This is a genomic window from Bartonella koehlerae C-29 (assembly GCF_000706625.1).
GTDB lineage: Bacteria > Pseudomonadota > Alphaproteobacteria > Rhizobiales > Rhizobiaceae > Bartonella > Bartonella koehlerae.
The window spans coordinates 1,312,899-1,339,192 of record NZ_KL407334.1 but is presented as its reverse complement, the minus strand read 5'-3'; the positions used below and the strand labels follow the sequence as shown (position 1 = coordinate 1,339,192).

Below are 26,294 nucleotides of genomic sequence, written 5' to 3'. Positions count from 1 at the left end.
TATGGCATCAGCAGCAGAGCAATTTGCTTCCAATATAAACTTCGGTACTTTTTCACGTGCGACCGAATTAAAGAAGCGCATTTGGTTTACTCTAGGAGCGCTTCTTATATATCGTTTTGGTACGTACATTTCTCTTCCTGGTATTAATATTGATGTTTTACGACAAACATTTGAACATCATGCTTCTGGTGTTTTAGGGTTATTTAATATGTTTGCTGGGGGTGCTGTTGGGCGTATGGCAATTTTTGCACTGGGGATTATGCCTTATATATCGGCGTCAATTATTGTACAATTGCTCACATCAATTATTCCTTCTTTGGAAATTCTAAAAAAAGAGGGGGAATTAGGTCGTAAAATTATTAATCAGTATACCCGTTATGTAACAGTGATATTGGCAATTTTACAGGCGTTTGGTATTGCGGTTGCTCTTGAAACTGGTATAGGAACTGATCTTCAAATTGTTGTGGAACCCGGTTTTATGTTTCGTATTTCTTCTGTTATTACCCTTGTTGGTGGAACAATGCTTCTCATGTGGCTTGGCGAGCAGATCACATCACGCGGTGTTGGCAATGGAGTTTCTCTCATTATTTTTGTAGGTATTGTAGCTAATCTTCCTTCTACTTTTGCTCAACTTTTAACTGCTCATAGTCAAGCTGATTTATCAACTTTTTTGTTAATAACGATCGTTTTTATTGCCGTTTTTGTTATCGGAATTATTGTTTTTGTTGAGCGAGCACAACGACGAATCCTTATTCAGTATCCAAAACGTCAGGTTGGTAATCAGATGTTTCAAGGTGATATGTCACATCTTCCTTTAAAGTTGAATACGGCTGGTGTTATTCCACCGATTTTTGCTTCCTCTTTGTTGTTGTTACCTGCAACTATTAATAATTTTTCTGATAAAATGCCGCAATGGGTTCAGTCTATTTCTTATTCTCTTGGTCATGGACAACCCCTTTATATGATTATCTATGCCATTTTGATGGCATTTTTTTGTTTTTTTTATACAGCTATCGTGTTTAATCCAAGTGATACAGCAGATCAATTAAAGAAACATTCTGGTTTTATTCCAGGAATTCGTCCTGGCGAGCGTACAGCTGAATATATTGATTATGTTTTGACGCGTATTACTGTTGTGGGAGCTGTTTATATTATTTTGGTTTGTTTGTTGCCTGAATTTATGATATCCGCACTACAGATTCCTTTTTATCTTGGAGGAACGTCCTTGTTGATTGTTGTTACTGTTACGCTTGATACGGTTGCTCAAATTCAAGGACATCTTGTTGCACACCAATATGAAGGTTTGATTAAAAAGTCAAAACTTCGTGGAGGTAGAAGGAATCGATGAGAGTTGTTCTTTTAGGTCCTCCTGGAGCTGGAAAAGGTACACAAGCTAAGATGTTGTGTGAGGAATATCGCGTTCCTCAGTTATCAACAGGTGATATGTTGCGTGAAGTTATTCGCAGAGAAACGGAAATCGGGAAGAAAGCTAAAGCTGTTATCAATGTTGGTGCTTTGGTTTCTGATAGCATTGTTAATCAAATTGTATCCGATCGCATTGATGAATCTGATTGTGTAAACGGTTTTGTTTTAGATGGATATCCGCGTACTGTAGGACAGGCAGAAGTTTTGCAACAGGTTTTACAGTCAAGAAGCATGCAACTTAATGCCGTTATTGAGTTGATTGTTGATGAGGATGTGTTGCTTGAACGAATGAAGAAGCGTGTTCAGGAAACAATAACTTCCGGTGGAAAGATCCGTTCGGATGATAATCCTGTTGCTTTTGCAAAACGATTAGTAGAATATCGTGAGAAGACAGCCCCTTTGTCAGAATTTTATTCGGAGAGGGGATTATTGAAGATAGTTGATGGAATGATTGGTGTTACTGAGGTATTAAGTAAAATTAAAGAGGTTCTTGAATAGAGATTTTTTTAGAAATAAATGAAAAGAGTTGACTTTTGGGATGAAATCTATCAAAAATTTCTCTAATTTGTTTCAATAAGATAATAAGATTCGGAAAATGTTTGTTGCTGGGTCTGTTTTTCCTGTAAGGTACATCAGGTATTTTATGGTTAATTGTCAACATAATCAAGGAGAGTAGGCGTGGCTCGTATTGCTGGCGTCAATATCCCGGTGAATAAGCGTGTAGTTATTGCGCTTCAATATATCCACGGGATTGGACCAAAATTTGCTCAAGAAATTACTAAAAAGGTTGGCATTCCCATAGGGCGTCGTGTGCATGAGCTTTCTGATGCAGAGGTGCTGCAGATTCGTGAGGCGATAGATCAAGGCTATCAAGTTGAGGGAGATCTTCGCCGTGAGGTTGCAATGGACGTTAAGCGTTTGATGGATCTTGGTTGTTATCGAGGATTACGTCACCGCCGTTCTTTACCTGTTCGTGGGCAGCGTACACACACAAATGCACGTACCCGTAAAGGACCGGCTAAGGCAATTGCCGGTAAGAAAAAATAGCAATTGCCAATAAGAGAAAATAAGAGTCTCTTTAAAGAAGGCTTTTATCTTTTCAATATTCTGTTTCTTGTTGAGGATTCTTAACAGAGATAAAGTAGGTGGAGCTGCTGGTGTTACGGCAGTGCAAAGATCGTTGGAAGGAAAACTATGGCCAAGGAAGCCACACGTGTTCGTCGCCGTGAGCGCAAAAATATTTCATCAGGTGTTGTACATATCAATTCAACATTTAATAATACAATGATTACTATTACTGATGCTCAGGGAAACGCAATTGCCTGGTCGTCTGCTGGTGCTCAGGGGTTTAAAGGTTCACGTAAGTCTACGCCTTTTGCAGCTCAAGTGGCTGCAGAAGATTGTGCTAGAAAGGCGCAGGAACACGGTATGCGTTCATTAGAAGTTGAGGTTTGTGGTCCTGGATCAGGTCGTGAATCTGCTCTGCGTGCGTTACAGTCTGTTGGTTTTATTATTACTTCAATTCGTGATGTAACGCCGATTCCTCATAATGGATGTCGTCCACGGAAAAGGCGGCGTGTTTAATTGGGTGTTGTTTTTTTGTTGTCGGAGGCTTCTCTGATGTTCACATTGTCTGTTACGATTGAATGGTAGCGGAATTAAAGAACGGGAATAAAAATATGATCCAGAAAAACTGGCAAGAACTTATTAAACCCAATAAGGTTGAGTTTTCTAAACATGATAATCCAAATATTTCAAGTGTGATTGTGGAGCCTCTTGAACGTGGTTTTGGTTTAACGTTGGGCAATGCGCTTCGTCGTGTATTATTGTCATCGCTTCGTGGTGCTGCAATTACCGCTGTGCAGATTGATGGTGTCTTACATGAATTTTCGTCAATTCCGGGTGTTCGTGAGGATGTTACAGATATTATTCTGAATATTAAAGAAATTGCGTTTCGTATGCGAGAAGAGGGGCCTAAACGTATTGTTGTTTATAAAGAGGGGGCTGGTGTTCTGAGAGCTGGGGATATCAATACTGTTGGAGATATGGAAATTCTGAATCCAGATCATGTCATCTGTACTCTTGATGAAGATGCTGAGATTCGTATGGAATTTATTGTTAATACAGGGAAAGGTTATGTGCCCTCTGATCGCAATTGTGTTGATGATGCGCGCATAGGTCTTATTCCAGTTGACAGTCTTTATTCACCAATTCGTAGAGTGTCTTATAAAGTAGAGAATACTCGTGAAGGTCAAGTTCTAGATTATGATAAATTAACGCTTACAATTGAAACGAATGGTGCTGTTAATGGAGAAGATGCTCTTGCTTTTGCAGCACGTATTCTTCAGGATCAATTATCGTTGTTTGTCAATTTTGAGGAGCCAGAGAAGCAAACTGTTGAAGAGTCTGATTCAGAGCTTGCTTTTAATCCTGCGCTTCTCAAGAAAGTGGATGAGTTAGAGCTTTCAGTTCGTTCGGCAAATTGTCTTAAGAATGATAATATTGTTTATATTGGTGATCTTATCCAAAAAACAGAATCTGAAATGCTTCGTACACCAAACTTTGGACGCAAGTCGTTAAATGAGATTAAAGAGGTTTTAGCATGTATGGGATTACATCTTGGTATGGAAATTCCTGCGTGGCCGCCTGAGAACATTGATGATCTTGCTAAACGCTATGAAGATCAGTATTAAAATTTAAGGAGAAGGTTTATGCGCCATAGTAAATCAGGTCGCAAGTTGAACCGGACTGCTAGTCATCGTAAAGCAATGTTTGCGAATATGGCGATTTCGTTAATTGAGCATGAGCAGATTGTGACAACGCTTCCAAAAGCTAAAGAAATTCGTCCTATTGTTGAAAAGTTAGTTACGCTTGGTAAACGAGGGGGAGTGCATGCCCGTCGACAAGCAATAGCTTCATTGCGTGATGCAGAAAAGGTTGCAAAGTTATTTGATACACTCGCTCCTCGTTATGCATTGCGCAATGGTGGATATTTGCGTATTATGAAAGCAGGCTTTCGTACTGGTGATAATGCACCCATGGCTGTTGTAGAGTTTGTGGATCGTGATGTGAATGCGAAAGGCGCTATAGATCGTATGCGCACAGAGAGTGCTGAAAATGAAAAAGAATCTTCTTCATAAAGGTAAAGCTTTTCTTTTTGTTCAATTTTAAAAAGCCGCCTTTCCAGGGCGGTTTTTTTGTAAGCGATTCGGAGTTAGTTTTGCTTAAAAGATAAAAAAAAGTGAAAAGATTACACTATATTGAATTATATGATTTTTATAATATTTATTGTTCAAATAGTTGTTTTTCTTCTTCATTATAAATATTAATGAACATTTTTAACTACAAAATGAGAGTTTTTTTTATATCCTATTAATTTTCAGGAGTAGATTAGTTGTTAGTTTTTTTTAAGGAGCAGGTCATGAAGTATTCTTTTTTAGCGTGGTTTTTTTTAGCGATTATGGCACAGATATCATTTCATTGTGCATATGCTGAAATTCCGCAAACACAAAAAGAAATCACTCTTTCATTTGCTCCTTTAGTTAAAAAGACTATTCCATCTGTTGTGAATATTTATGCAGCTCGACAAATCAGAGCACGTTCGCCTTTTGAAGGTGATCCATTTTTTGAGCAATTTTTTAGTCGTTTTCAAAATAATCTGCCTGTACGTAAGCAATCTTCATTAGGGTCTGGAGTGATTGTAGATAAGCGTGGTTTGATTGTTACGAATTACCACGTCATTAAGGATGCAAACGAAATTAAAGTTGCTCTTTCTGATGGGAGGGAATTTGAAAGTAAGGTTATGCTAAAAGATGAGGCAACGGATATTGCTGTGCTTGAAATAAATGCCAAGGGGGCGCAGTTTTCTGTTCTTCCTTTGGGAGATTCTGATGCAGTTGAAGTAGGCGATCTTGTTTTAGCAATTGGTAATCCCTTTGGTGTTGGTCAAACGGTTACAAGTGGTATTGTTTCAGCACAAGCACGTACACGTGTTGGTGTTTCTGATTTTGACTTTTTTATTCAAACAGATGCTGCCATTAATCCAGGGAATTCTGGTGGGGCTTTGATTGATATAAAAGGACAGTTAATTGGGATTAATACGGCTATTTATTCGCGTTCAGGTGGTTCGGTAGGGATTGGTTTTGCTATTCCAGCAAATCTTGTAAAAGTGATGCTTGATACTGTTAGACGTGGCGGGAAATATTTTGTGCCACCTTATATTGGTGCGTCTTTTCAAAATGTTACACCTGATATTGCTGGTGGTTTAGGGTTAGAACGCCCTTATGGTGCTCTTGTCATTGAAGTTATAAAAGATAGTCCTGCGAAAAAAGCTGGTTTAAACGTAGGCGATGTTATTTTGAAGGTACAAGGGATACGGGTTGATAATCCAGATAGTCTTGGATATCGTTTGATGACAGCAGCTATAGGGGATAGCCTTGTTTTAGAATATTTAAGAAGTGGAAAAATTTTCCAGACGAAAATAACTATTTCATCAATACCAGAATCTGCATTTTCAAAATCTGAAAAAATTATTGATGAAGGTCCTCTTTCTGGTGCTGAAGTATTAGATTTAACACCGCAAAATAGTCGACGTTTTCACCTTCCTACATCTGCAAAAGGTGTTGTGATTAGCAATCTTGATGAAGTGAGCAATGCTGCTGGGATTTTTCGTGCTGGGGATATTTTGCGGGTTGTTAATGGTCATAAGATTCAAACAGTTAGTCAGTTGAAAAAGATTCTTATGCAAGATCGTCCGCGTGTTTGGCAATTGGAATATGAACGTGATGGAATGTATATTCGCCAATTTATTCGCTGAGGTTTTTTTTGAATAAAGATTTTTTTATCTCGCCTTTTGATCATCGGGTTTATAAAAAACCGCTTGCAGAAAGAATGCGTCCTCGCTCTCTTAATGATATAACGGGACAAAATCATCTGGTAGGAGAGGAAGGTTTGCTTTCACGGATAGTGGCAGCTGGCTCAATTGGTTCGATGATTTTTTGGGGACCTCCAGGGACAGGAAAAACAACAGTTGCGCGTTTGTTAGCATTTGAAACAAATTTCGCTTTTGAGCAAGTTTCTGCTATTTTTACTGGGGTTGCTGAGCTTAAGAAGATTTTTGAAAGTGCTCAGGCGCGTTTTATGTCTGGAAGCCAAACAGTTTTGTTTGTCGACGAAATTCATCGGTTTAATCGTGCCCAGCAGGATAGTTTTCTTCCCGTTATGGAAGATGGTACTGTTATTCTTATCGGGGCAACAACGGAGAACCCTTCGTTTGAACTTAATGCTGCCCTTCTTTCTCGTGCACGTGTTTTGACATTTTTTTCACATGACAATGAAAGTTTGGGTACGCTTTTGAAACGTGCTGAAGCATTGGAAGGAAAAATTCTTCCCTTGGATGATGAAGCTAGAGATGTTTTGATAGGCATGTCTGATGGTGATGCACGGGCAGTGTTAACATTGGCAGAGGAAGTTTGGTCTGTTGCACGATCGGGAGAGATATTTGATGCTGCTGCTTTACGAAAAGTCATTCAGCGTCGTGTTCCAATTTATGATAAAGGACGAGATGGTCACTATAATCTCATTTCAGCATTGCATAAGTCAGTTCGTGGATCTGATCCTGATGCTGCGCTTTATTATTTGGCGCGTATGTTTGATGCTGGTGAAGATCCTCTCTATATTGGGCGAAGATTGGTTCGTATGGCTGTTGAAGATGTTGGTTTGGCAGATCCGCAAGCTCTTGTCATTTGTAATGCTGCAAAGGATGCTTACGATTATTTAGGATCACCAGAGGGGGAATTGGCTTTAGCACAAGCATGTCTTTATGTTGCAACGGCACCAAAATCAAATGCAACCTATCTTGCGTATAAGGCAGCTATGCGTTGTGCTCGTAAAAATGGTTCTTTGCCTCCTCCTAAGCATATCCTTAATGCATCTACAAAATTTATGAAGGAAGAAGGATATGGGCATGGTTATCGTTATGATCATGATGAACCAGATGCTTTTTCTGGGCAGGAATATTTTCCTGAAAGAGTTGGGCGTCAGAGTTACTATCAACCAGTTGAGCGTGGTTTTGAGCGTGAGATTGCAAAGCGTCTTGAGTGGTGGAAGCAATTGCGTAAAAAGCGTGCTAATCAAAAATAAAATTTTAGTTGAGACAAATTTTTTATTGGTCTTGAACTTATTTTAGATCAGGTGTGTGATTATAATTCTATTCATTTTTTAGGTTATATTTTAAACGCTTATTATTCTTCGTAGAATAAAAGTTCTATTTTTTGTATAAAAATTCGTATAAGCTTAAAAGTCAGATTTAAGAACTATTTGTTTAACTGTAATTTGTAGGCTGTTTTATATTTTTTGGTTATCAATAGCAGAGGGGTAAGAATTATATTCCGTTGAATTCTTATAAATAAGTATCAGGAGAGCAGCTTAATAAAGCATCGTGTTAAAATTTAAATTGTTTCTTTTCGAGAGGAGATATATAAATATATCAGTTTTTCTCCTTCATGGGGAGGTATTTTTTTGAAGTGTATTGGTGTTATAAGATAAGAAATACCAACTTTTCTATCATCGTGGCGAAGTTTTATGGACACAATATGGGGGACAGGAATGGAAATAGTCTGTGAAAATCTCAGCTGAAGACTTTAGTTAAGTTAAAATAACAGTGTACAGTGAGTATTAGATTATTGTGAATCGGTCAAGGATATAATCGTGGATAAAATAAAAGCTCTCGATGCTGCTCTCTCACAAATTGAACGTTCTTTCGGAAAAGGCTCAATTATGCGTCTTGGGCAAAAAGAGCAGGTTGTTGAAATTGAAACAATATCAACTGGTTCATTATCTTTGGATATTGCTTTGGGTGTCGGTGGATTACCAAAGGGGCGTATTATTGAGATTTATGGACCAGAAAGTTCTGGGAAAACAACATTAGCTCTCCATGCTATTGCTGAGGCACAGAAAAATGGTGGGGTTTGTGCTTTTATTGATGCGGAACATGCTCTTGATCCTATTTATGCGCGTAAGCTTGGTGTTGATTTAGAAAATTTATTCATTTCTCAGCCAGATACGGGTGAACAGGCATTGGAAATTACGGAAACATTAGTTCGTTCTGGTGCTGTTGATGTGCTCGTTGTTGATTCCGTAGCCGCTTTGACACCGCGTGCGGAAATTGATGGTGAAATGGGGGATGCTTTGCCTGGATTGCAAGCTCGCTTAATGAGTAAAGCTCTACGGAAACTCACCGCATCAATTTTCCGCTCTAACTGTATGGTAATCTTTATTAATCAAATTCGTATGAAAATTGGGGTGATGTTTGGTTCTCCTGAAACTACAACGGGCGGAAATGCTTTAAAGTTTTACGCTTCTGTTCGTCTGGATATTCGCCGCATTGGTTCTATTAAAGATCGGGATATGATCGTTGGCAATCAGACGCGTGTTAAAGTGGTCAAAAATAAATTGGCACCTCCATTCAAACAAGTTGAGTTTGATATTATTTATGGTGAAGGTATTTCCAAATTAGGTGAGTTGATTGATTTGGGAGTCAAGGTTGGTATTGTAGAAAAATCTGGTTCGTGGTTCTCTTATAATTCTCAACGTTTAGGACAGGGACGAGAAAATGCAAAGCAGTTTTTACGCGAACATTCAGAAATCGCTTCAGAAATCGAGACAGCTTTGCGTCAAAATGCTGGTTTGATTGCGATTGAATTGTTAGAAAATGCAGGGTCAGAAAATTCAGAGAACGATGAAATCATTTGATGGCGTGTTTGTTTGAATACCCTTCCTTCATTTAAAATTTTTCTGTTTTATTTGTCAGAATTTTTGAAGATAAGACTGCTTATTTCTCAAATTTTTTGAAAAAACATTCCATTTTTTGATTAAATTGATTCTCAGCTTGATCAAGAGGATATTTAATGGGAAGCGATTTTGCTTTTAGAGTTTTATACTATACTCTGCAGGTGTCAATATGAATGATGTTAACAGTATCCGCTCAACTTTTCTAGATTATTTTCAGCTTAATGGGCATAAAATTGTTTCTTCTAGCCCACTTGTTCCGCGTAATGATCCTACACTCATGTTTACAAATGCAGGAATGGTGCAGTTTAAAAATGTTTTTACTGGACTTGAACAGCGTCCTTATAAGCAAGCAACAACAGCACAAAAATGTGTCCGTGCGGGTGGAAAGCATAATGATCTTGACAACGTTGGCTATACGGCACGCCATCATACATTTTTTGAAATGTTGGGTAATTTTTCTTTTGGTGATTATTTCAAAGAAGAAGCCATTTTTTTATCATGGAATCTTTTAACGAAGGAATTTTGTCTTTCAGAAGATAAATTGTTGGTGACAGTTTATCATAGTGATGATGTCGCTGCTGAATTATGGCGTAAAATCTCAGGTCTTCCAGACGAAAAAATTGTCCGTATTGCAACAGCTGATAATTTTTGGGCAATGGGAGATACAGGACCTTGCGGTCCTTGTTCGGAGATTTTTTATGATCATGGCGATCAAATTTGGGGAGGACCGCCTGGAAATGCGGATGAAAAGGGTGATCGCTTTATTGAAATTTGGAATCTGGTCTTTATGCAATATGAGCAGGTAAGTAAGGAAAAGCGTATTGAATTGCCTCATCCGTCTATTGACACAGGCATGGGATTAGAGCGTATTGCTGCTGTTTTACAGGGTGTTCATGATAATTATGACATTGATCTTTTTCGTGCGTTAATTGGTGCATCACAGGAAATTACGGGGATTAAGGTAACGGGGGATTTTATTGCGAGCCATCGTGTCATTGCTGATCATCTTCGCTCTTCTGCATTTTTAATTGCTGATGGTGTTCTTCCTTCCAATGAAGGAAGGGGATATGTTTTACGTCGCATCATGCGTCGTGCTATGCGTCATGCGCATCTTCTTGGTGCTAAAGAACCTTTAATGTGGCGGCTTTTGCCTGTTTTAATTCGCGAAATGGGACAAGCCTACCCGGAATTGGTGCGGGCTGAATCTTTGATTTCAGAAATTTTGAAGTTAGAAGAAATACGTTTTCGTAAAACTCTTGAACGAGGACTTGGTTTGTTGAACGAAGCAAGCACTACTCTTAAAGAAGGGGATCACTTAAATGGTGAAATTGCTTTTAAGCTTTATGATACCTATGGTTTTCCGCTTGATTTGACGCAAGATGCTCTTCGATGCCGTGGAATATCCGTTGATGTTGCGGCTTTTGATAAAGCGATGGAAGGTCAAAAAGCGAAAGCACGTGCCAATTGGTCTGGTTCTGGTGAAACTGTAACAGAGGCCATTTGGTTTTCTATTCGTGATCAGGTGGGGGCTACAGAATTTTTTGGTTATGAGACAGAAAAAGCTGAAGGCATTATTACAGCTCTTGTGCGTGATGGTAAAATTGTTGATCATATTTCTTCGGGGCAGAAAGCCATTCTTGTTGTAAATCAAACACCCTTTTATGGTGAATCTGGTGGGCAGATTGGTGATAGTGGTATCATTTCTAGTGAGGATTTTATTTTTGAAGTTCATGACACTCAGAAAAAAGCTGATGGTGTTTTTATCCATATTGGGGCAGTTAAATCTGGTCAAGCCAGGACGTCTGATTGTGTGGAATTAACCGTTGATGGTGTTCGTCGTAAAAAAATTCGTGCGAACCATTCTGCTACCCATTTATTACACGAAGCTTTACGTCAAGTATTGGGATCTCATATTACACAGAAGGGTTCTCTTGTGTCGCCGGATCGGTTGCGTTTTGATTTTTCTCATCCAAAAGTAGTTTCTTTGGAAGAATTGAAAAAAATAGAAGATTTAGCAAACGAAATTGTTTTACAAAATAGTGAGGTAACAACACGCCTTATGCTCGTTGATGATGCAATTTCTGAAGGAGCAATAGCATTGTTTGGTGAGAAATATGGTGATGAAGTTCGTGTTGTTTCTATGGGGAAACAGCTTAAAAAAGGAGAATTAAAAAGCTGTTGGTCAGTTGAGCTTTGTGGAGGGACACATGTGGAGAGAACAGGCGATATTGGTTTGATTCATATTGTTTCTGAAAATTCTGTAGCGTCTGGAGTGCGACGTATTGAAGCCTTAACAGGTACAGTTGCACGCCTCCATCTTAGTCGCCAAGATGCTCGTATCCATGAAATTGCTGATTTTTTAAAAACTTCTGCTACTGATGTTGAAGAACGTGTACGGATTTTGCTTGAGGATCGTCGTAAACTTGAAAAAGAGTTGAGCGACGAACGCAAAAAGAGTGTGCTAAGTAGTGAGATCGTAAAAAGTGGTCAAGAAGATATTACCATCATCAATGGCATTTCTTTCATGGGACGTGTTGTTGAAAATATTTTGTCACGGGATCTTAAAACATTAGTGGATTCTGGCAAGAAACAGATTGGATCTGGAGTTGTTGTCTTCATTGGTATTTCAAAGGATGGTAAAGGGAGTGCTGTTGTTGGGGTTACTGATGATTTAACGGATAAGGTGAATGCTGTTGATTTGGTACGTATTCTTTCCGGTATTCTTGGTGGTCACGGCGGTGGTGGACGCCCTGATATGGCGCAATCTGGCGGTCCCGAAGGAAGCAAGGCTGGTGAAGCACTTGTAGCACTCAAAGCCGCTCTCTTGAAGGATAATTTCTAATCTGTGTTGTTTCGCTTTGCGATCTGTTAAGAGGATGTTGTGCTTTAGATACGCTTCTTCCTTAAAGCTGGAGAGCTTATTTTATGATGCTATGGCTTCATGCAAATGAAATACATTTTCGTCTTCTCCTTTTATCGCTGATTGATTAATTGTCAAACCACCAGCTTTTAATAGTTTATAGAAGCGTCCGCCTTTATCGATTAATTCTTGAAAGCTTCCTTTTTCAATTAAGTAACCTTGTTCTAGAAAAAGCACAAGATCAGCATTTCGTACTGTTGAAAGACGATGTGCTATAATAAAAGTGGTGCGGTTATGACTTATGCGATCAAGGGCATCTTTAACGCGTGCTTCTGTTTCGACATCAAGGGCACTTGTTGCTTCGTCTAGAATAAGAATGGGTGCATTTTTTAAAACAGCGCGTGCAATTGCTAGTCGTTGTTTCTCTCCGCCGGACAGTTGAGACCCCCGTTCACCAATCATTGTATTATAACAATTGTTTTTTTTCAAAATAAAATCGTGGGCAGCTGCTATTTTTGCCGCTTCATAGAGTTCTTCATCCGTTGCGGTCGTTCTCCCTATCAAAATGTTGTCATGAATAGTACGATTGAAAAGACCAGTATCTTGAAATACTGTTGCTAGAGATTTGCGTAAGGATTCACGATTAATGGAGCATATATTTATTCCGTCAATGGAAATATGTCCAAATGTAGGATCATATATGCGCTGTAATAAATTAATTAATGTTGTTTTACCAGCACCTGTTGGTCCTACAATCGCAACAGTTTGTCCTGTTTTAACTTCAAAGGAAATATCAAAAACACCTTGAGAGGAATTTGGAAATTTATAGGTCACGTGATGGAATTGTATTGCACCCTTAACATTTTGCAGAGAAGGAAGCTTTTCAGGTTCTTTGCTTTGAAAGGTTGAATCTTCCATTGCAAAGAATTCTTGCAGTTTTGCTTGTAATGATATGGCTAAATTAATGAAACTGCTCATTTGATCGAGACGGCTAATCATTAATTGTGCAAATCCTACAAAAGCAACAACTTCACCTACACGTAATTGGCCTTTCGCTACAAAAAAAGCTCCAAGTAGAAGAACACAAACTATTGAAATAGTTGAAGCCATTCGATTTAAACCACTGGCGAGTGCCCACCAATTGAGAACAGGGTTTTGTGCTTTAAGAAGATCATTTGTATGCTGATGTAATATGGAAGTTTCTTCCTTTATTCGGTTATAGCTTTGTACAATTGAAACGTTAGAGATTGAATCACTGACATGTTGGAAGAGGTTATGATGATAGCATTCTACAGCGGCTTGACCATCTTTTGTTTTGCGCATTAGTAAACGCGCAATTAATACATAGATGATGGCAAGAACAACCAAGACTATTGAAAGACGCCAATTCATGTTAAAAGCTATAGGGATGAGAACGAATAATGCAACAAGAGTTGAGAGATGTTGACGCATAAAATCAAGCCATATGGTTGCCATAGAGTCTACGGCGCGTAAAAGTGTATGGAGAGCATTAGATGTTCCACGCTGTTGATGCCAGATTAACGGCATAGCAATGATACGTTCGAAAGATTCTGTTAGAACGGCTAGACGACGTCTGTGTACTAAATGGTCAGCACCCCGAGCAATCAGCACGTAAGCAAGAATATGGGAAATACCAAAACATACCCAAATCGTAAGAGTTGGGATAATAGCTGATTTTTCTGCAATGGAGTCAATGACGTGTCCAAATAAAATAGGTTCTGCAATGGTGATGATAGCCAACATAATATTAGCAGAACAAATTAAAAGAGATGCATTTTTTTCTTTATTTAGATAAGTGAGGACACGTGCATAGGTTTTGAATAGGGCCACAGGTGATCATCTCCACTAGCTGTTGCAAGTATTAAAATACGATTGTTGCTAGGTTTTGAGTTAATAAAATTTAAATAGTAAGAAAATGCAATTTTGGATACTGATTGTAATATGGTGTGATAAAAATAATCCTATAAAATATAGATTTTCGTATTTATAAAGATAGGATACAAAGTGGGTCAATAAAATTATTTGATAAAATTACTGGGCAAGGGAACTTTCATGATAGGCGTAGAAATAAAAAAGGTTGAGGCAGATGAAAGCGGAATGCGCTTAGATCGTTGGTTTAAAGCGCGTTATCCAGGACTTGGATTTGGGCATTTGCAAAAATTATTACGTTCTGGCCAGATACGGATTGATGGTGGGCGTGTTAAAGCTGATACGCGTCTTCTTATGGGACAAGTTGTGCGCATACCGCCTTTACTTGTTAATGACAAGGGAAGCCTTTCTATAACTGATAAAACACTTCGGGGACAGGATAGTGGAGTCATTTTGAAAAAAATGCTACTCTATGAAGATCCAAAGGTTTTTGTTTTTAACAAGCCAGCTGGTTTAGCTGTACAGGGTGGCTCTGGTTTAACGCGTCATGTGGATAGTATGCTTGAGGTATGGCGTAATAAAAAAGGTGAAAAACCACGGTTGGTTCATCGCCTTGATCGTGAGACATCAGGTGTGCTGATTGTTGCGCGTTCAAGAGGGGCTGCACAGGCTTTAACGGCGGCTTTTAGAACACGGGAAACGAAAAAGACTTATTGGGCATTGGTTCGGGGAGTGCCTAAAAAAAAGCAAGATAAAATTTCAACATGGATGGTTAAGGATATCACTACACAAGCTGATAAAATGCGGGTTTGTGAACATGGGGAGCCAGATTCTTACCATGCAGTTTCCTATTATCGCGTTGTAGATACGCGAGGGAGAGCTCTTTCGTGGCTTGAAATGGAACCTTATACGGGGAGAACACACCAGCTACGTGTACACGCCGCTCATATGGATCATCCTATTATCGGTGATGCGAAATATTTTTGTTCTGATAGTAATTGGACGTTGCCGGGAGGAATTCAAAATCGCCTTCATCTTCATGCACGTCGGATTCGTATTCCCCATCCTTCAGGGGGGATATTGGATATTGTTGCGCCTTTACCGCTTCATATGGTACAAAGCTTTAATCTTTTGGCTTTTAATGAGAATGATGGTGAAACAGAATAGGCAGGATAAAAGAAGGATTTTTGTAGGTTCTTTTGTTTAATTTGTGCAGTTTTTTTAAATTTGATAAGATGTTTACCTATATCATTTGTTATAAAGAGGACTCTTGATAAGTAATCGTTATGGAAAAATTATGTTTTTAGTGATGAATTTGCGGATATCATTTACACGTTTTCTTTCTACGGTTTTTTTTGTCCTTATATACTGTCAAATATCGTTGTTTAGGTGGATATAGGATATATAAATTTCGTACATCAAGTTTCTGCTGTCAGGGTATATTGGCGAATAATGTCAATTGGTGTGCCATCATAGCTGTTAGTAAAATAGGGTGTTGATTAAAGGTTATTGCCCCATAACTTTTTTGAGTGATAAGTGATTTTTTCCACTTTAACATTTTTCTAGAGACATTTTTTAGTTGTTAACGAGTGTAAATATTGCTACTTTAGACTGATAGTTAATAAGAAGGTGAACGTGATCACTTTCGTCATCAAATTCAATACATTCAGTTTTTAAATCAAGACGAATCCTTTGAAAAATTATTCTAACAGTTGCTTCTGAATGTAGAAACAAGGCAACACTGTTGTCTTATTTGTAAAATAGACATGAATATAGTCTTCAATTAGATTGGGCTAGTAAGATCTTTTCCCTTTTTGGGGGAGGGAATGGAGATCAACTTAAACCTTATGAGATAGACAGAACCTTGAAAAACCAGTCGGTTTTTTGAAAATATCAGAGGTAAAACAATATGCGTGAAATTTTGAATCATTTTGATAGACCATTGAATAAAAAGGATTCTGTTCAGAGGATTCAAAATCTTTCATGCCAGATGTCCCCTAAACGATTTTATAAGGAAGTAAAAATTTTATGTGAAGAGGAAGGATTTTCTGTATTATTGGATGGATATCCTGTTAAAACGCCGGCAAAGCGCCATTTTTTCCTGCCAACAAAAGTGTTTGCTGTATTTGTAGCAAAGGAATTTGAAAACCAGAAGCAAGTTATTGATCCAGCAAAAATGCCAATGACGCGTCTTGTGAATACCGTTATTGATGGCATAGCTGATAATGTGCAGGCTGTATTTGAAGATTTATTGCGTTTTGTTGCATGTGATATGATTTTTTATCGCGCACAAACACCAAAAGAGTTGGTACAGCGACAATGTGAACAGTGGGATCCTTTATTGGATTGGGCAGAAGAAAAATTGGGTGCCCGTTTTCATGTAACAGAAGGGCTTATGCATATTGAACAATCACGCGAAGCTATTCAAGCGGTAAGCAATTATTTACGTAAAGTTGAGTCTCCTTATATGCTCGCCGCACTGCATACGATGACCACCTTAACGGGATCAACTCTCATTGCTCTTGCTGTTTCTGAGGGAAAAATCGATTTAGATCATGCTTGGAAAATTGCGCATTTGGATGAAAATTGGATGATGGAACAATGGGGAATCGATGAGCAAAAGCTAGTGCGATGTTCTCATAAGAAAAGTGAATTTGATGCAGCAGGAACAATCATTACAACTTGCTTATAGGTCAAATTCCTTGCAGATTCTGCTCACGCACTTATTCTCAAAACATTACATTATTTTTGTGATTTTTTGAGGGTTGATTTTTATTTTCTCAAGTCCAGGAAATGCGTCATTGGTTATGTTTAAGATTGCTTCGTCATTACCACGGATAAAATACCATTGGTTATCGGAAAAAAGAGCAATAACTTCAGTTTGAATAGAACGCTTTTTTCCAGAATTTGTTGTGGTTATAAAATTCACAGGTATAACGAAATAAGGGATACCATTATCAAGTGTGCCTTCACGTTTTTTCTTTTGATTGATTTGTATACTCTCAATCTTATAATTTTCTGCCAATCGTTGTATTTGGCTTTTCATGATTTGTTGGAATTGTGATTTATTGAGATTTTTTTTGGCTATTAAGCTGTTGATGATTTGGGGAGGAATAGCATTTAAAATGGCATTTGCGTCGGCATTTTGAAGCGCTTTACTGTACGCAGATGCTGCTTTTTCAAAGGTTGTAAGTTTTGGACTTGTAATTGTATAAGCTTGAGTTATTGAGATAATAAAGGCAATGCATAAGAGAATAGGAAAAAGATGACAAATTCGCAGCATTGGAAACCTTATAATTGATTTGAAGAGATTCAACTAAACTTATAAAGTAAAAGTACATAAGCAAAAAGCCATTTGTGCTCTTTGAATAGAAGATTATCCACAAAAATGGAGATTTAAATTCCATTTTTAAATCAAAGAGAATGACTATTATTTAAACAGAATAGTACATATCGAATTCTACGGGATGTGGAGTTGTTTCGTAACGTAAAACTTCTTGCATTTTTACTTGAATGAAAGAATTAATCTGATCATCATCAAAAACGTCGCCAGCTTTAAGGAAACTACGGTCTTTATCAAGTGCTTCAAGTGCCTCACGCAGATTTCCTGAGACCGTGGGAATGTCTTTGAGCTCTTTTAGGGGAAGATCGTAAAGATCTTTATCCATAGCATGTCCAGGATGAATCTTGTTTTTGATGCCATCAAGACCAGCCATTAAGAGTGCTGCAAATGCCAAATAAGGATTTGCTGTTGGATCTGGAAAACGAACTTCTACGCGTTTTGAATTTGGCGAAGGAGTCATTGGAATACGGCAAGATGCAGAACGATTACGTACAGAATAAGCAAGAAGAACGGGAGCTTCATAACCGGGAACCAAACGCTTATAGGAGTTTGTAGATGGATTGGTGAAGGCGTTAATTGCTTTTGCATGCTTAATGATACCGCCGATAAAGAATAAGCAGGTTTCTGACAGTCCAGCATATTCATTTCCGGCAAAAACTGGTTTACCATCTTTCCAAATGGACATGTGAACATGCATACCTGAGCCGTTATCACCAAAAACCGGTTTTGGCATAAAAGTTGCTGTTTTTCCATAGCTGTTTGCTATTTGATGCACAACATATTTAAAAATTTGCACCTTATCAGCTTCCCGAACAAGAGTATCAAAGCGAATACCCAGTTCATGCTGCCCTGCTGCCACTTCGTGATGATGCTTCTCAACGCGGATATCCATATCTTTGAGTATTGTAAGCATTTCAGAACGCATATCTTGGCAGGAATCAACGGGAGGAACTGGAAGATAGCCTCCTTTCATTCGTGGGCGATGACCAAGATTGCCCGTTTCATATTCCGTATTATCATTTGATGGAAGTTCACTTGAATCAAGTTTAAATCCTGTATTGTAAGGGTCAGTTTTATAGCGTACATCATCAAAGATAAAAAATTCTGCTTCTGGACCTACATTGATCGTATCTCCAATTCCCAAAGATTTCATATAAACTTCAGCTCTTTTGGCAATAGAACGAGGATCTCTTCGATAAAACTCTCCAGAAACAGGATCGAGCACATCACAAAATATGACCAAAGTTGATTGGGCAAAAAAAGGATCAATATGGGCTGTTTCTGGATCTGGCATCAAAACCATGTCAGATTCATGAATTGTTTTCCATCCGGAAATTGAAGAACCGTCAAACATAACACCATCGCTAAATGTATTCTCGCTGATTTCTGCAGTATCTATTGTGATGTGATGCAACTTCCCTCGTGGATCGGTAAAGCGTAAATCAATAAAACGGATATCATTGTCTGCAATTCGTTTAAGAATATCTGATGCGGTTATCATATTCCATTTCCTTATTGGACTGAGGTAGATAAAATAAAGTGAAAAATTTTGTAGCTGTTAAAGTGCATCGATTCCAGATTCGTCTGTGCCGATATGAATGGCATGATCAATGGAAAAAACAAATATTTTTCCATCTCCAATATGCTTTGTTTGAGCTGCTTTACGTATTGTGTCAATAGCTTGTTTTAGTTTTTCATCGTTGACAACAAGTTCAATTTTTACTTTGGGTAAAAAGTCAATAACATATTTAGCACCACGGTAAAGTTCTGTATGTCCTTTTTGACAACCAAAGCCCTTTGCTTCTATTACTGTAATATTATGTAATTCAATTTTTTGAAGCGCTTCTTTCACTTCATCAAGTTTGAAAGGTTTTATGATGGCTTCAATCCTGTTCATGCTGAAATTATCTCTAATGTTATTATGTTTTTTTAGACTGCACCACATTATATTGACAACTATGAGATATACTAAAAGATACTTTCTACACGGAAAATTCAAAAATTATGTCATGGTATATTTTGGTAAGAAAGATTCCTTTACAACATAGAGTGAAATGCTGTTATTTTATAGGAAAACGCTTTGGGGATTGTAAAGAATCAAAATGGTAAAATAAAAAATATTTTGTTTTATTTTTTACTGTTCTCTTAATATATTTCATAATTTGCAGACTTTTTAAGAATTCGGGTTTACAAAAGGTCGATGTAGCAAAATTTCTTTCAGAAATTTTCCAGTGTAGGAAGCGGAAACGTTAATGATATCTTCAGGTCGTCCAATCGCAACGATTTCACCACCGCGATCTCCACCTTCTGGTCCTAAGTCAATAATCCAGTCAGCTGTTTTTATAACTTCAAGATTATGTTCAATGATGGCAACTGTATTTCCCTGATCAACAAGCTCATGCAGGACCTCAAGAAGTTTAGAAATATCGTGAAAATGCAACCCTGTTGTTGGTTCGTCTAAAATGTAAAGCGTACGACCTGTTGTTTTGCGTGAAAGTTCTTTAGCAAGTTTTACACGTTGAGCTTCACCACCAGAAAGTGTTGTCGCTTGTTGTCCTACTTTAATATAGCCGAGGCCAACTTTCATGAGGGTTTTCAGTTTATTATGAATAGTAGGAATAGTTTGAAAAAATTCTTCTGCATTTTCGATTGTCATGTCCAAGATATCGGCGATCGATTTTCCTTTAAATGTTATTTCTAGAGTTTCTCGATTATAGCGTTTTCCTTGGCATACATCGCAGGTAACATAAACATCAGGCAAAAAGTGCATTTCAATTTTGATCACTCCATCCCCCTGACATGCTTCGCAGCGTCCTCCCTTAACATTAAATGAAAAACGCCCTGCTTGATAACCACGGGCTTTTGATTCTGGAAGTTCGGCAAACCACTCACGGATTGGGGTAAATGCACCTGTATAGGTGGCTGGATTAGAACGCGGGGTTCTTCCAATAGGTGATTGATTGATATCAATGACCTTATCAAGAAATTCGAATCCCTCAATTTTATCATAAATCGCGGGACTTTGATGCGTACCCATGATATGATGTGATGCAGCTTTGAAAAGAGTTTCAATGAGGAATGTTGATTTTCCTCCACCTGAAACGCCAGTTATGCACGTGAAAGTTCCAAGAGGGATGGTAGCACTGATGTTTTTAAGATTATTGCCCTTGGCCCCAATTATTTTCAATGTTTTTGATTTTGATATTTTGCGTCGTTGAGCAGGTATGGTAACTACCATTTTTCCTGAAAGATATTGCCCTGTGAGAGAAAAAGGATTTTCTATAATTTCTTGCGGTGTACCTTGCGCTATAACTTCTCCACCATGAACACCTGCTGCTGGCCCCATATCAACCACATGGTCTGCTGTGCGAATGGCGTCTTCATCATGTTCAACAACAATAACTGTGTTGCCTAGATCACGTAGATGGTGTAGCATCTTCAAAAGGCGTTCATTATCGCGTTGGTGTAAACCGATAGATGGTTCATCTAAAATATAAAGGACGCCTGTGAGACCAGAGCCAATCTGGGATGCTAATCGAATACGTTGGCTTTCTCCACCTGAAAGTGTGCCTGAATTTCGAGATAAGCTAAGATATTCAAGTCCTACATGATTTAGAAAAGCTAGGCGTTCACGAATTTCTTTTAAAATACGGAATGCTATACTCCGTTGTTTTTCAGTGAGATATTGATGAATTTTAGAAAACCAATCATCTGCTTTTAAGATGGAAAGTTCTGATATTTGTCCAATATGCTTTCCGTGGATTTTGACAGCGAGTGCTTCTGGTTTTAAACGATAACCATGACAGGCTGGACAAAGCGAAGAAGACATATACTGCTCAATTTCTTCACGTGACCAAGCAGAATCGGTTTCTTTCCATCGTCGTTCCATATTGGGGATAACACCTTCATAATACAGGATCGTTTTATACGCGCTTGGATTATTTTTGTTATCAAAGGAGATTTCCTTTCTTTTTATGCCATAGAGAATAGCTTGCTGCGCTTCATTTGAGAGTGTGTTCCATTTATCCGTGAGTTTGAATCCATAAATTTTACCTAGTGCCTCTAAGATTTGGCTATGAGAGGCTGAGGATGAATTCGACCAAGGGGCAATTGCCCCAGCTTCTAAGATGAGATTTTGATTCGGTACTATTTTTTTAGGATCGATTGTTTTTTTTATGCCAAGTCCATCGCAAGTAGGGCAAGCCCCAAAAGGATTATTAAATGAAAAGAGCCGTGGTTCAATTTCAGGGATAGAAAATCCAGATATAGGGCAGGAAAACTTTTCTGAAAAAATAAGCCGTTTGTGCGTTTCATTTTTTGATTTATGAGCAGATTCTTTTGAGGTTTCTTTTTTTGCTAAAGGTTGGTCTGCCATTTCAACAACTGTAATCCCATCTGCTAGCTGTAAACAGGTTTCTATACTATCAGCTAAGCGAGAGGCAATATCACCTCGTACAACAATGCGGTCTACCACAACATCTATGTCATGTTTATATTTTTTATTAAGAGATGGAATATCAGGAATTTCATAGAAAATTCCATCAACTTTAGCACGTTGAAATCCTTTTTTTAAAAGTTCCGTTAACTCTTTTTTATATTCTCCCTTTCTCCCTCGAACGAGAGGTGCCATAATAAAAATCCGCGTATCTTCTGGTAAGGCCATAATTTGATCAACCATTTGGCTTACAGTTTGGCTTTTAATAGGAAGTCCCGTGGCAGGAGAATGAGGGATACCGATACGGGCAAAGAGAAGGCGCATATAATCGTGGATTTCAGTGACGGTTCCTACCGTTGAGCGGGGGTTGCGGGTGGTTGTTTTTTGTTCAATGGAGATGGCAGGAGAAAGTCCGTCTATTCGGTCGACATCTGGTTTTTGCATCACTTCCAGAAATTGGCGTGCATAAGCAGAAAGGCTTTCAACATAGCGGCGTTGACCTTCAGCGTAGATTGTATCAAAAGCTAAAGACGATTTACCTGATCCAGAAAGTCCCGTTATGACAATCAGTTTGTCACGAGGGAGGTCTATATCAATGTTTTTAAGGTTATGTTCACGTGCGCCGCGAATAGAGATGTATTTTTGATGAGCCATATTTTATCCTTGGCATATGTGATAAAAATTAAGCATCCAAAGTGGAATAAAATTATTTCTTTAGAATTACAACGTATTTTATTGCTTTAACGTGAAAAGAGAGTACAAGTTCTGCGAAAACACAACCCAGCAAAGTATCTTTTTATTTTCTGGTGATGAAATAAACTATGCGTTGTTATCATCTTTTGCTATAATTATACGGTACGGTATTTCAAAAATGTTAGCAAGATCCAGATTGAGATCAATTGCAAAGGTAGATGGGTAAATGGTAAGATTTAAGATAGTAATGATCATTATAGAACAGAAGTTGTTTTGCAAATTAGGACTTTGGAGTTTATAAAATGGCTGGTAGCCTTAATAAAGTTATTTTGATTGGTAATCTAGGTGCTGATCCTGAAATTCGCCGTTTGAATTCTGGTGATCAAGTAGCAAATCTGCGTATTGCAACTTCAGAAAGTTGGCGTGATCGTAATACAAATGAGCGTAAAGAGCGCACGGAGTGGCATAGTATCGTTATTTTTAACGAAAACCTTGTTAAAGTTGTAGAGCAATATTTAAAAAAAGGCAGTAAAATCTACATTGAAGGTCAATTGCAGACGCGCAAATGGCAAGATCAAAACGGTAATGATCGTTATACAACAGAGATTGTTTTGCAAAAATACCGTGGTGAGTTACAAATGCTTGATGGGCGTAGTGCAACTGGTGGTGAACAAATGCAAGGAACAAATCAGTCAAGCAGTACTTATGGCAGTGGTGGTTTTTCTGATAATAGCGCAAATCAGAGAGATGTTTTTGGTTCCAACAACATTCAATCGGGAGAGAGCTTTTCGCACAAATTAGATGATGACGTACCCTTTTAATGATTCTTAATAAAAGCAATATTGTTATTGCTCGTTGTATCTTCTTAGTTGTTTGTTTGAGGTTTTGGACATTCAAAAAATTAGGTCTAATTGATTTTGTCGGCGATTTTTAACATAAATAACATGTTGAAAATTATTGTTAAATTTCCTCTCTGTTGTAGGGGGAATTAGCGTTTTAATGTATTTTTCGCTATACCAAAGAGTGAAGTGATTCTTTTTGAAAGTCTTAAAGCTGTGACAGATCTAAACCCACATCCAGAACGTGATGTACTGATCGGTATTGAACCGGTCAGTATTATTGATGAAATGCAACGCTCCTATCTCGATTATGCGATGAGCGTGATTATTTCGCGTGCTCTTCCTGATGTCCGTGATGGTCTTAAACCTGTTCATCGGCGTATTCTTCATGCTATGAATGAGATGGGGCTTTCTTTCAATAAGCCTTATCGTAAATCTGCAGGTGTTGTTGGGGAAGTTATGGGAAAATTTCATCCTCATGGAGATGCTTCAATTTACGATGCTTTGGTGCGTATGGCACAGGACTTCTCTTTGCGGAATCCATTGATTGATGGTCAAGGAAATTTTGGTTCTGTTGATGGTGATCCCCCTGCGGCAATGCGCTATACAGAATGTCGTTTAGAAAAAGTTTCGGAAGAGCTTCTCGCTGATATTGATAAGGATACTGTTGATTTTCAGGATAATTATGATGGACGTGAGCGTGAACCGGTAGTCTTACCAGCACGTTTCCCTAATCTTTTAGTCAATGGATCAGGTGGTATTGCCGTAGGAATGGCAACCAATATTCCCCCCCATAATCTTGGTGAGATCCTTGATGCTTGTATTGCCTTAATTGATAATCCCGATATAACGCTTGATAAGATCATTGAAATCATTCCTGGTCCTGATTTTCCCACGGGTGGTATTATCCTTGGTCATTCCGGTGTCCGTTCTGCTTATGAAACGGGACGCGGTTCAATTATTATGCGTGCTAAGGTTGATATTGAAGAAATTCGCAATGGTCGGCAGGCAATCATTGTAAGCGAAATCCCTTATCAAGTTAATAAAGCAACAATGATTGAGAAAATGGCCGAATTGGTGCGTGATAAACGCATCGAAGGAATTTCTGACTTGCGTGATGAATCTGATCGTGAAGGGTATCGCGTCGTTATTGAGCTTAAAAGAGATGTTGTTGCGGATGTTGTTTTGAATCAATTGTATCGTTATACGCCGCTGCAAACTTCTTTTGGTTGTAATATGGTGGCGTTAAACGGGGGAAAACCTGAACAGATGACGTTGCTTGATATGCTGCGTGCATTTGTTTCTTTCCGGGAAGAAGTTGTCAGTCGGCGTACCAAATATCTTTTGCGTAAAGCACGGGAGCGTGCGCATGTTTTGGTCGGTCTTGCACTTGCTGTTGCTAATATTGATGAAATTATAGCGCTCATTCGGAAGGCACCTGATCCACAGACAGCCCGTATACAGTTAATGGAGAGGCGCTGGCCGGCTGCTGATGTGGCGCCCTTGATTAAACTTATTGATGATCCTCGTCATATTATCCATGCCGATAATACTTATAATTTATCTGAAGAACAGGCGCGTGCTATTTTAGAATTGCGTTTGCAAAGGTTAACAGCGCTTGGACGCGATGAAATTGCTGATGAATTGAATAAAATTGGAGTGGATATTACTGAGTATCTTCATATTTTGGCATCCCGTTCACGGATTATGAGCATTATTAAAGATGAACTTAATGTTCTTCGGGAGGCTTTTGCAACCCCTCGGCGTACCATATTTGGTTTTGGTAGCGCTGAGATGGATTGTGAAGATTTGATCGCATCAGAAGATATGGTGGTTACGGTGAGTCATAGTGGCTATATTAAGCGGGTACCTCTTAGTACATACCGTGCGCAACGGCGTGGTGGTAAGGGGCGTTCTGGTATGTCTACTAAGGAGGAGGATTTTGTAACGCGTTTATTTGTGGTTAATACCCATACACCGGTTCTTTTCTTTTCAACGCGTGGAATCGTTTATAAAGAAAAAGTTTGGCGTTTGCCACTTGGTACGCCACAATCGCGTGGGCGGGCTCTGATCAATATGCTTCCCTTACAGCAAGGTGAGCGCATAACGACGATTATGCCCTTGCCAGAAGATGAAGCTCATTGGAGTGCATTGGATGTGATGTTTGCAACTACGCGTGGAACTGTGCGTCGTAATAAATTATCGGATTTCGTTCAAGTTAATCGCAATGGCAAAATTGCCATGAAACTTGATGAAGAAGATGAAATTCTTTCTGTTGAAACTTGTACAGAACATGATGATGTCGTTTTAACAACGGCTAAGGGACAATGTATTCGTTTTCCGGTCGTTGAGGTTCGTGTTTTTGCAGGTCGGAATTCGGTGGGAGTCCGTGGTATCAATTTGGCTAACGGTGATAAAGTTATTTCAATGACAATCTTAGAACATGTTGAAGCAACGTCTATTGAGCGTTCTGCTTATATTAAACGTGTGATTAATGAACGGCGCGCTGCAGGTTCTGATTCTGAGGATATTGTAACTCTTGACGAAGAAGATGAGGGAACCAACACAGAGTTGACAGAAGACCGCTATGCAGAACTTCATGCGCGCGAACAGATGCTTTTAACGGTAAGTGAATTTGGTTATGGAAAACGATCTTCCTCATATGAATTCCGGATTTCAGGACGTGGTGGAAAAGGAATTCGTGCCACAGATCCATCTAAGACAGCTGAAATTGGTAAATTAGTGGCGGTTTTTCCGGTGAAGGCGCAAGATCAAATTATGTTGGTGTCAAATGGTGGACAGCTTATTCGCGTTCCTGTTGAGGGTATTCGTATAGCTGGTCGTTCAACTAAGGGGGTAACAATTTTTAATACAGCTGAGGGTGAAAAAGTCGTATCGGTTGAGCGTATTTCTGAATCTGAAGATGATGATAACCAATTAGATGATGAAACTGAAAAACGTTTGGAGGAGGTTGATGATTCTAATATAATTGATTTGAGTGAAAGAAAATAGTTCTTA

20 protein-coding genes are annotated in these 26,294 nt (G+C 38.6%); 14 read left to right on the top strand and 6 right to left on the bottom strand.

Going from position 1 to position 26,294, the window contains the following annotated elements:
- Position 1 precedes the first annotated feature (1 nt).
- The 10 genes from secY to alaS all read left to right on the top strand — a co-directional run bounded on the left by secY (position 2) and on the right by alaS (position 12,058).
- Positions 2-1,348, top strand: coding sequence for a preprotein translocase subunit SecY (secY, locus tag O9A_RS05710; RefSeq protein ID WP_034459550.1), 1,347 nt, complete (start codon positions 2-4; stop codon positions 1,346-1,348).
- Positions 1,345-1,923: an adenylate kinase gene (locus O9A_RS05705; RefSeq protein WP_034459547.1), complete on the top strand. Its 579-nt coding sequence runs from the start codon at positions 1,345-1,347 to the stop codon at positions 1,921-1,923. Before secY ends, O9A_RS05705 begins: the two co-directional genes overlap by 4 nt.
- A 180-nt stretch (positions 1,924-2,103) precedes the next feature.
- Positions 2,104-2,472, top strand: coding sequence for a 30S ribosomal protein S13 (gene rpsM, locus O9A_RS05700; RefSeq protein WP_034459545.1), 369 nt, complete (start codon positions 2,104-2,106; stop codon positions 2,470-2,472).
- Positions 2,473-2,619: 147 nt separating this feature from the next.
- Positions 2,620-3,009, top strand: a complete 390-nt coding sequence (gene rpsK, locus O9A_RS05695) for a 30S ribosomal protein S11 (protein WP_011180892.1) — start codon at positions 2,620-2,622, stop codon at positions 3,007-3,009.
- A gap of 95 nt (positions 3,010-3,104) precedes the next feature.
- Positions 3,105-4,118 carry a DNA-directed RNA polymerase subunit alpha gene (locus O9A_RS05690; RefSeq protein WP_034459542.1) on the top strand — a complete coding sequence of 338 codons (1,014 nt, stop codon included), beginning with the start codon at positions 3,105-3,107 and terminating at the stop codon, positions 4,116-4,118.
- Between the two features lie 18 nt (positions 4,119-4,136).
- Positions 4,137-4,565: a 50S ribosomal protein L17 gene (rplQ, locus tag O9A_RS05685; RefSeq protein ID WP_034459540.1), complete on the top strand. Its 429-nt coding sequence runs from the start codon at positions 4,137-4,139 to the stop codon at positions 4,563-4,565.
- A 281-nt stretch (positions 4,566-4,846) separates the two neighbouring features.
- Positions 4,847-6,241, top strand: coding sequence for a DegQ family serine endoprotease (locus O9A_RS05680; protein ID WP_034459537.1), 1,395 nt, complete (start codon positions 4,847-4,849; stop codon positions 6,239-6,241).
- Between the two features lie 8 nt (positions 6,242-6,249).
- On the top strand, positions 6,250-7,566 hold the full coding sequence (locus O9A_RS05675) for a replication-associated recombination protein A (RefSeq protein ID WP_034459534.1): 1,317 nt from the start codon (positions 6,250-6,252) through the stop codon (positions 7,564-7,566).
- Positions 7,567-8,133: 567 nt separating this feature from the next.
- A complete protein-coding gene (gene recA, locus O9A_RS05670; RefSeq protein WP_034459531.1) occupies positions 8,134-9,177 on the top strand; it encodes a recombinase RecA in 1,044 nt (347 codons plus the stop codon).
- Between the two features lie 208 nt (positions 9,178-9,385).
- Positions 9,386-12,058: an alanine--tRNA ligase gene (gene alaS, locus O9A_RS05665; RefSeq protein WP_034459529.1), complete on the top strand. Its 2,673-nt coding sequence runs from the start codon at positions 9,386-9,388 to the stop codon at positions 12,056-12,058.
- 81 nt (positions 12,059-12,139) lie between these two features.
- Here alaS and O9A_RS05660 read toward each other — a convergent pair whose 3' ends face one another.
- Positions 12,140-13,927: a glucan ABC transporter ATP-binding protein/ permease gene (locus O9A_RS05660; RefSeq protein ID WP_034459526.1), complete on the bottom strand. Its 1,788-nt coding sequence runs from the start codon at positions 13,925-13,927 to the stop codon at positions 12,140-12,142.
- Between the two features lie 222 nt (positions 13,928-14,149).
- Between O9A_RS05660 and O9A_RS05655 the strand changes: the two genes are divergently transcribed.
- Positions 14,150-15,133 carry an RluA family pseudouridine synthase gene (locus tag O9A_RS05655; protein WP_034459525.1) on the top strand — a complete coding sequence of 328 codons (984 nt, stop codon included), beginning with the start codon at positions 14,150-14,152 and terminating at the stop codon, positions 15,131-15,133.
- Positions 15,134-15,541: 408 nt separating this feature from the next.
- Here O9A_RS05655 and O9A_RS07785 read toward each other — a convergent pair whose 3' ends face one another.
- On the bottom strand, positions 15,542-15,700 hold the full coding sequence (locus O9A_RS07785; protein ID WP_084790504.1) for a transposase: 159 nt from the start codon (positions 15,698-15,700) through the stop codon (positions 15,542-15,544).
- A gap of 175 nt (positions 15,701-15,875) precedes the next feature.
- Here O9A_RS07785 and O9A_RS05650 point away from each other — a divergent pair, with 175 nt between their 5' ends.
- A complete protein-coding gene (locus O9A_RS05650) occupies positions 15,876-16,658 on the top strand; it encodes an ATP12 family chaperone protein (RefSeq protein ID WP_034459523.1) in 783 nt (260 codons plus the stop codon).
- Between the two features lie 45 nt (positions 16,659-16,703).
- Here the strand turns inward: O9A_RS05650 and O9A_RS05645 are convergent, their stop codons facing one another.
- From O9A_RS05645 to uvrA, 4 genes are all read right to left on the bottom strand, one after another.
- Positions 16,704-17,249 carry a hypothetical protein gene (locus O9A_RS05645; RefSeq protein WP_034459519.1) on the bottom strand — a complete coding sequence of 182 codons (546 nt, stop codon included), beginning with the start codon at positions 17,247-17,249 and terminating at the stop codon, positions 16,704-16,706.
- A 151-nt stretch (positions 17,250-17,400) separates the two neighbouring features.
- Positions 17,401-18,810: a type I glutamate--ammonia ligase gene (gene glnA / locus O9A_RS05640; RefSeq protein ID WP_034459518.1), complete on the bottom strand. Its 1,410-nt coding sequence runs from the start codon at positions 18,808-18,810 to the stop codon at positions 17,401-17,403.
- A gap of 57 nt (positions 18,811-18,867) precedes the next feature.
- Positions 18,868-19,206, bottom strand: a complete 339-nt coding sequence (locus O9A_RS05635) for a P-II family nitrogen regulator (protein WP_034459517.1) — start codon at positions 19,204-19,206, stop codon at positions 18,868-18,870.
- Between the two features lie 276 nt (positions 19,207-19,482).
- Complete coding sequence (gene uvrA / locus O9A_RS05630) at positions 19,483-22,398, bottom strand: excinuclease ABC subunit UvrA (protein WP_034459516.1); 2,916 nt, start codon at positions 22,396-22,398, stop codon at positions 19,483-19,485.
- A gap of 341 nt (positions 22,399-22,739) precedes the next feature.
- On the opposite strand from uvrA, the gene ssb reads away from it, so the two are divergent.
- Complete coding sequence (gene ssb, locus O9A_RS05625; protein ID WP_034459514.1) at positions 22,740-23,258, top strand: single-stranded DNA-binding protein; 519 nt, start codon at positions 22,740-22,742, stop codon at positions 23,256-23,258.
- A gap of 234 nt (positions 23,259-23,492) precedes the next feature.
- Positions 23,493-26,288, top strand: coding sequence for a DNA gyrase subunit A (gyrA, locus tag O9A_RS05620; protein WP_034460261.1), 2,796 nt, complete (start codon positions 23,493-23,495; stop codon positions 26,286-26,288).
- Positions 26,289-26,294: the final 6 nt, after the last annotated feature.

Excerpts from the sequence above, each read along its gene's own strand:
- secY (WP_034459550.1), top strand. The coding sequence starts at position 2 with ATGGCATCAGCAGCAGAGCAATTTGCTTCCAATATAAACTTCGGTACT.
- O9A_RS05705 (WP_034459547.1), top strand. The coding sequence starts at position 1,345 with ATGAGAGTTGTTCTTTTAGGTCCTCCTGGAGCTGGAAAAGGTACACAA.
- rpsK (WP_011180892.1), top strand. The coding sequence starts at position 2,620 with ATGGCCAAGGAAGCCACACGTGTTCGTCGCCGTGAGCGCAAAAATATT.
- O9A_RS05690 (WP_034459542.1), top strand. The coding sequence starts at position 3,105 with ATGATCCAGAAAAACTGGCAAGAACTTATTAAACCCAATAAGGTTGAG.
- rplQ (WP_034459540.1), top strand. The coding sequence starts at position 4,137 with ATGCGCCATAGTAAATCAGGTCGCAAGTTGAACCGGACTGCTAGTCAT.
- O9A_RS05680 (WP_034459537.1), top strand. The coding sequence starts at position 4,847 with ATGAAGTATTCTTTTTTAGCGTGGTTTTTTTTAGCGATTATGGCACAG.
- alaS (WP_034459529.1), top strand. The coding sequence starts at position 9,386 with ATGAATGATGTTAACAGTATCCGCTCAACTTTTCTAGATTATTTTCAG.
- O9A_RS05655 (WP_034459525.1), top strand. The coding sequence starts at position 14,150 with ATGATAGGCGTAGAAATAAAAAAGGTTGAGGCAGATGAAAGCGGAATG.
- O9A_RS05650 (WP_034459523.1), top strand. The coding sequence starts at position 15,876 with ATGCGTGAAATTTTGAATCATTTTGATAGACCATTGAATAAAAAGGAT.
- O9A_RS05645 (WP_034459519.1), bottom strand. The coding sequence starts at position 17,249 with ATGCTGCGAATTTGTCATCTTTTTCCTATTCTCTTATGCATTGCCTTT.
- glnA (WP_034459518.1), bottom strand. The coding sequence starts at position 18,810 with ATGATAACCGCATCAGATATTCTTAAACGAATTGCAGACAATGATATC.
- O9A_RS05635 (WP_034459517.1), bottom strand. The coding sequence starts at position 19,206 with ATGAACAGGATTGAAGCCATCATAAAACCTTTCAAACTTGATGAAGTG.
- uvrA (WP_034459516.1), bottom strand. The coding sequence starts at position 22,398 with ATGGCTCATCAAAAATACATCTCTATTCGCGGCGCACGTGAACATAAC.
- ssb (WP_034459514.1), top strand. The coding sequence starts at position 22,740 with ATGGCTGGTAGCCTTAATAAAGTTATTTTGATTGGTAATCTAGGTGCT.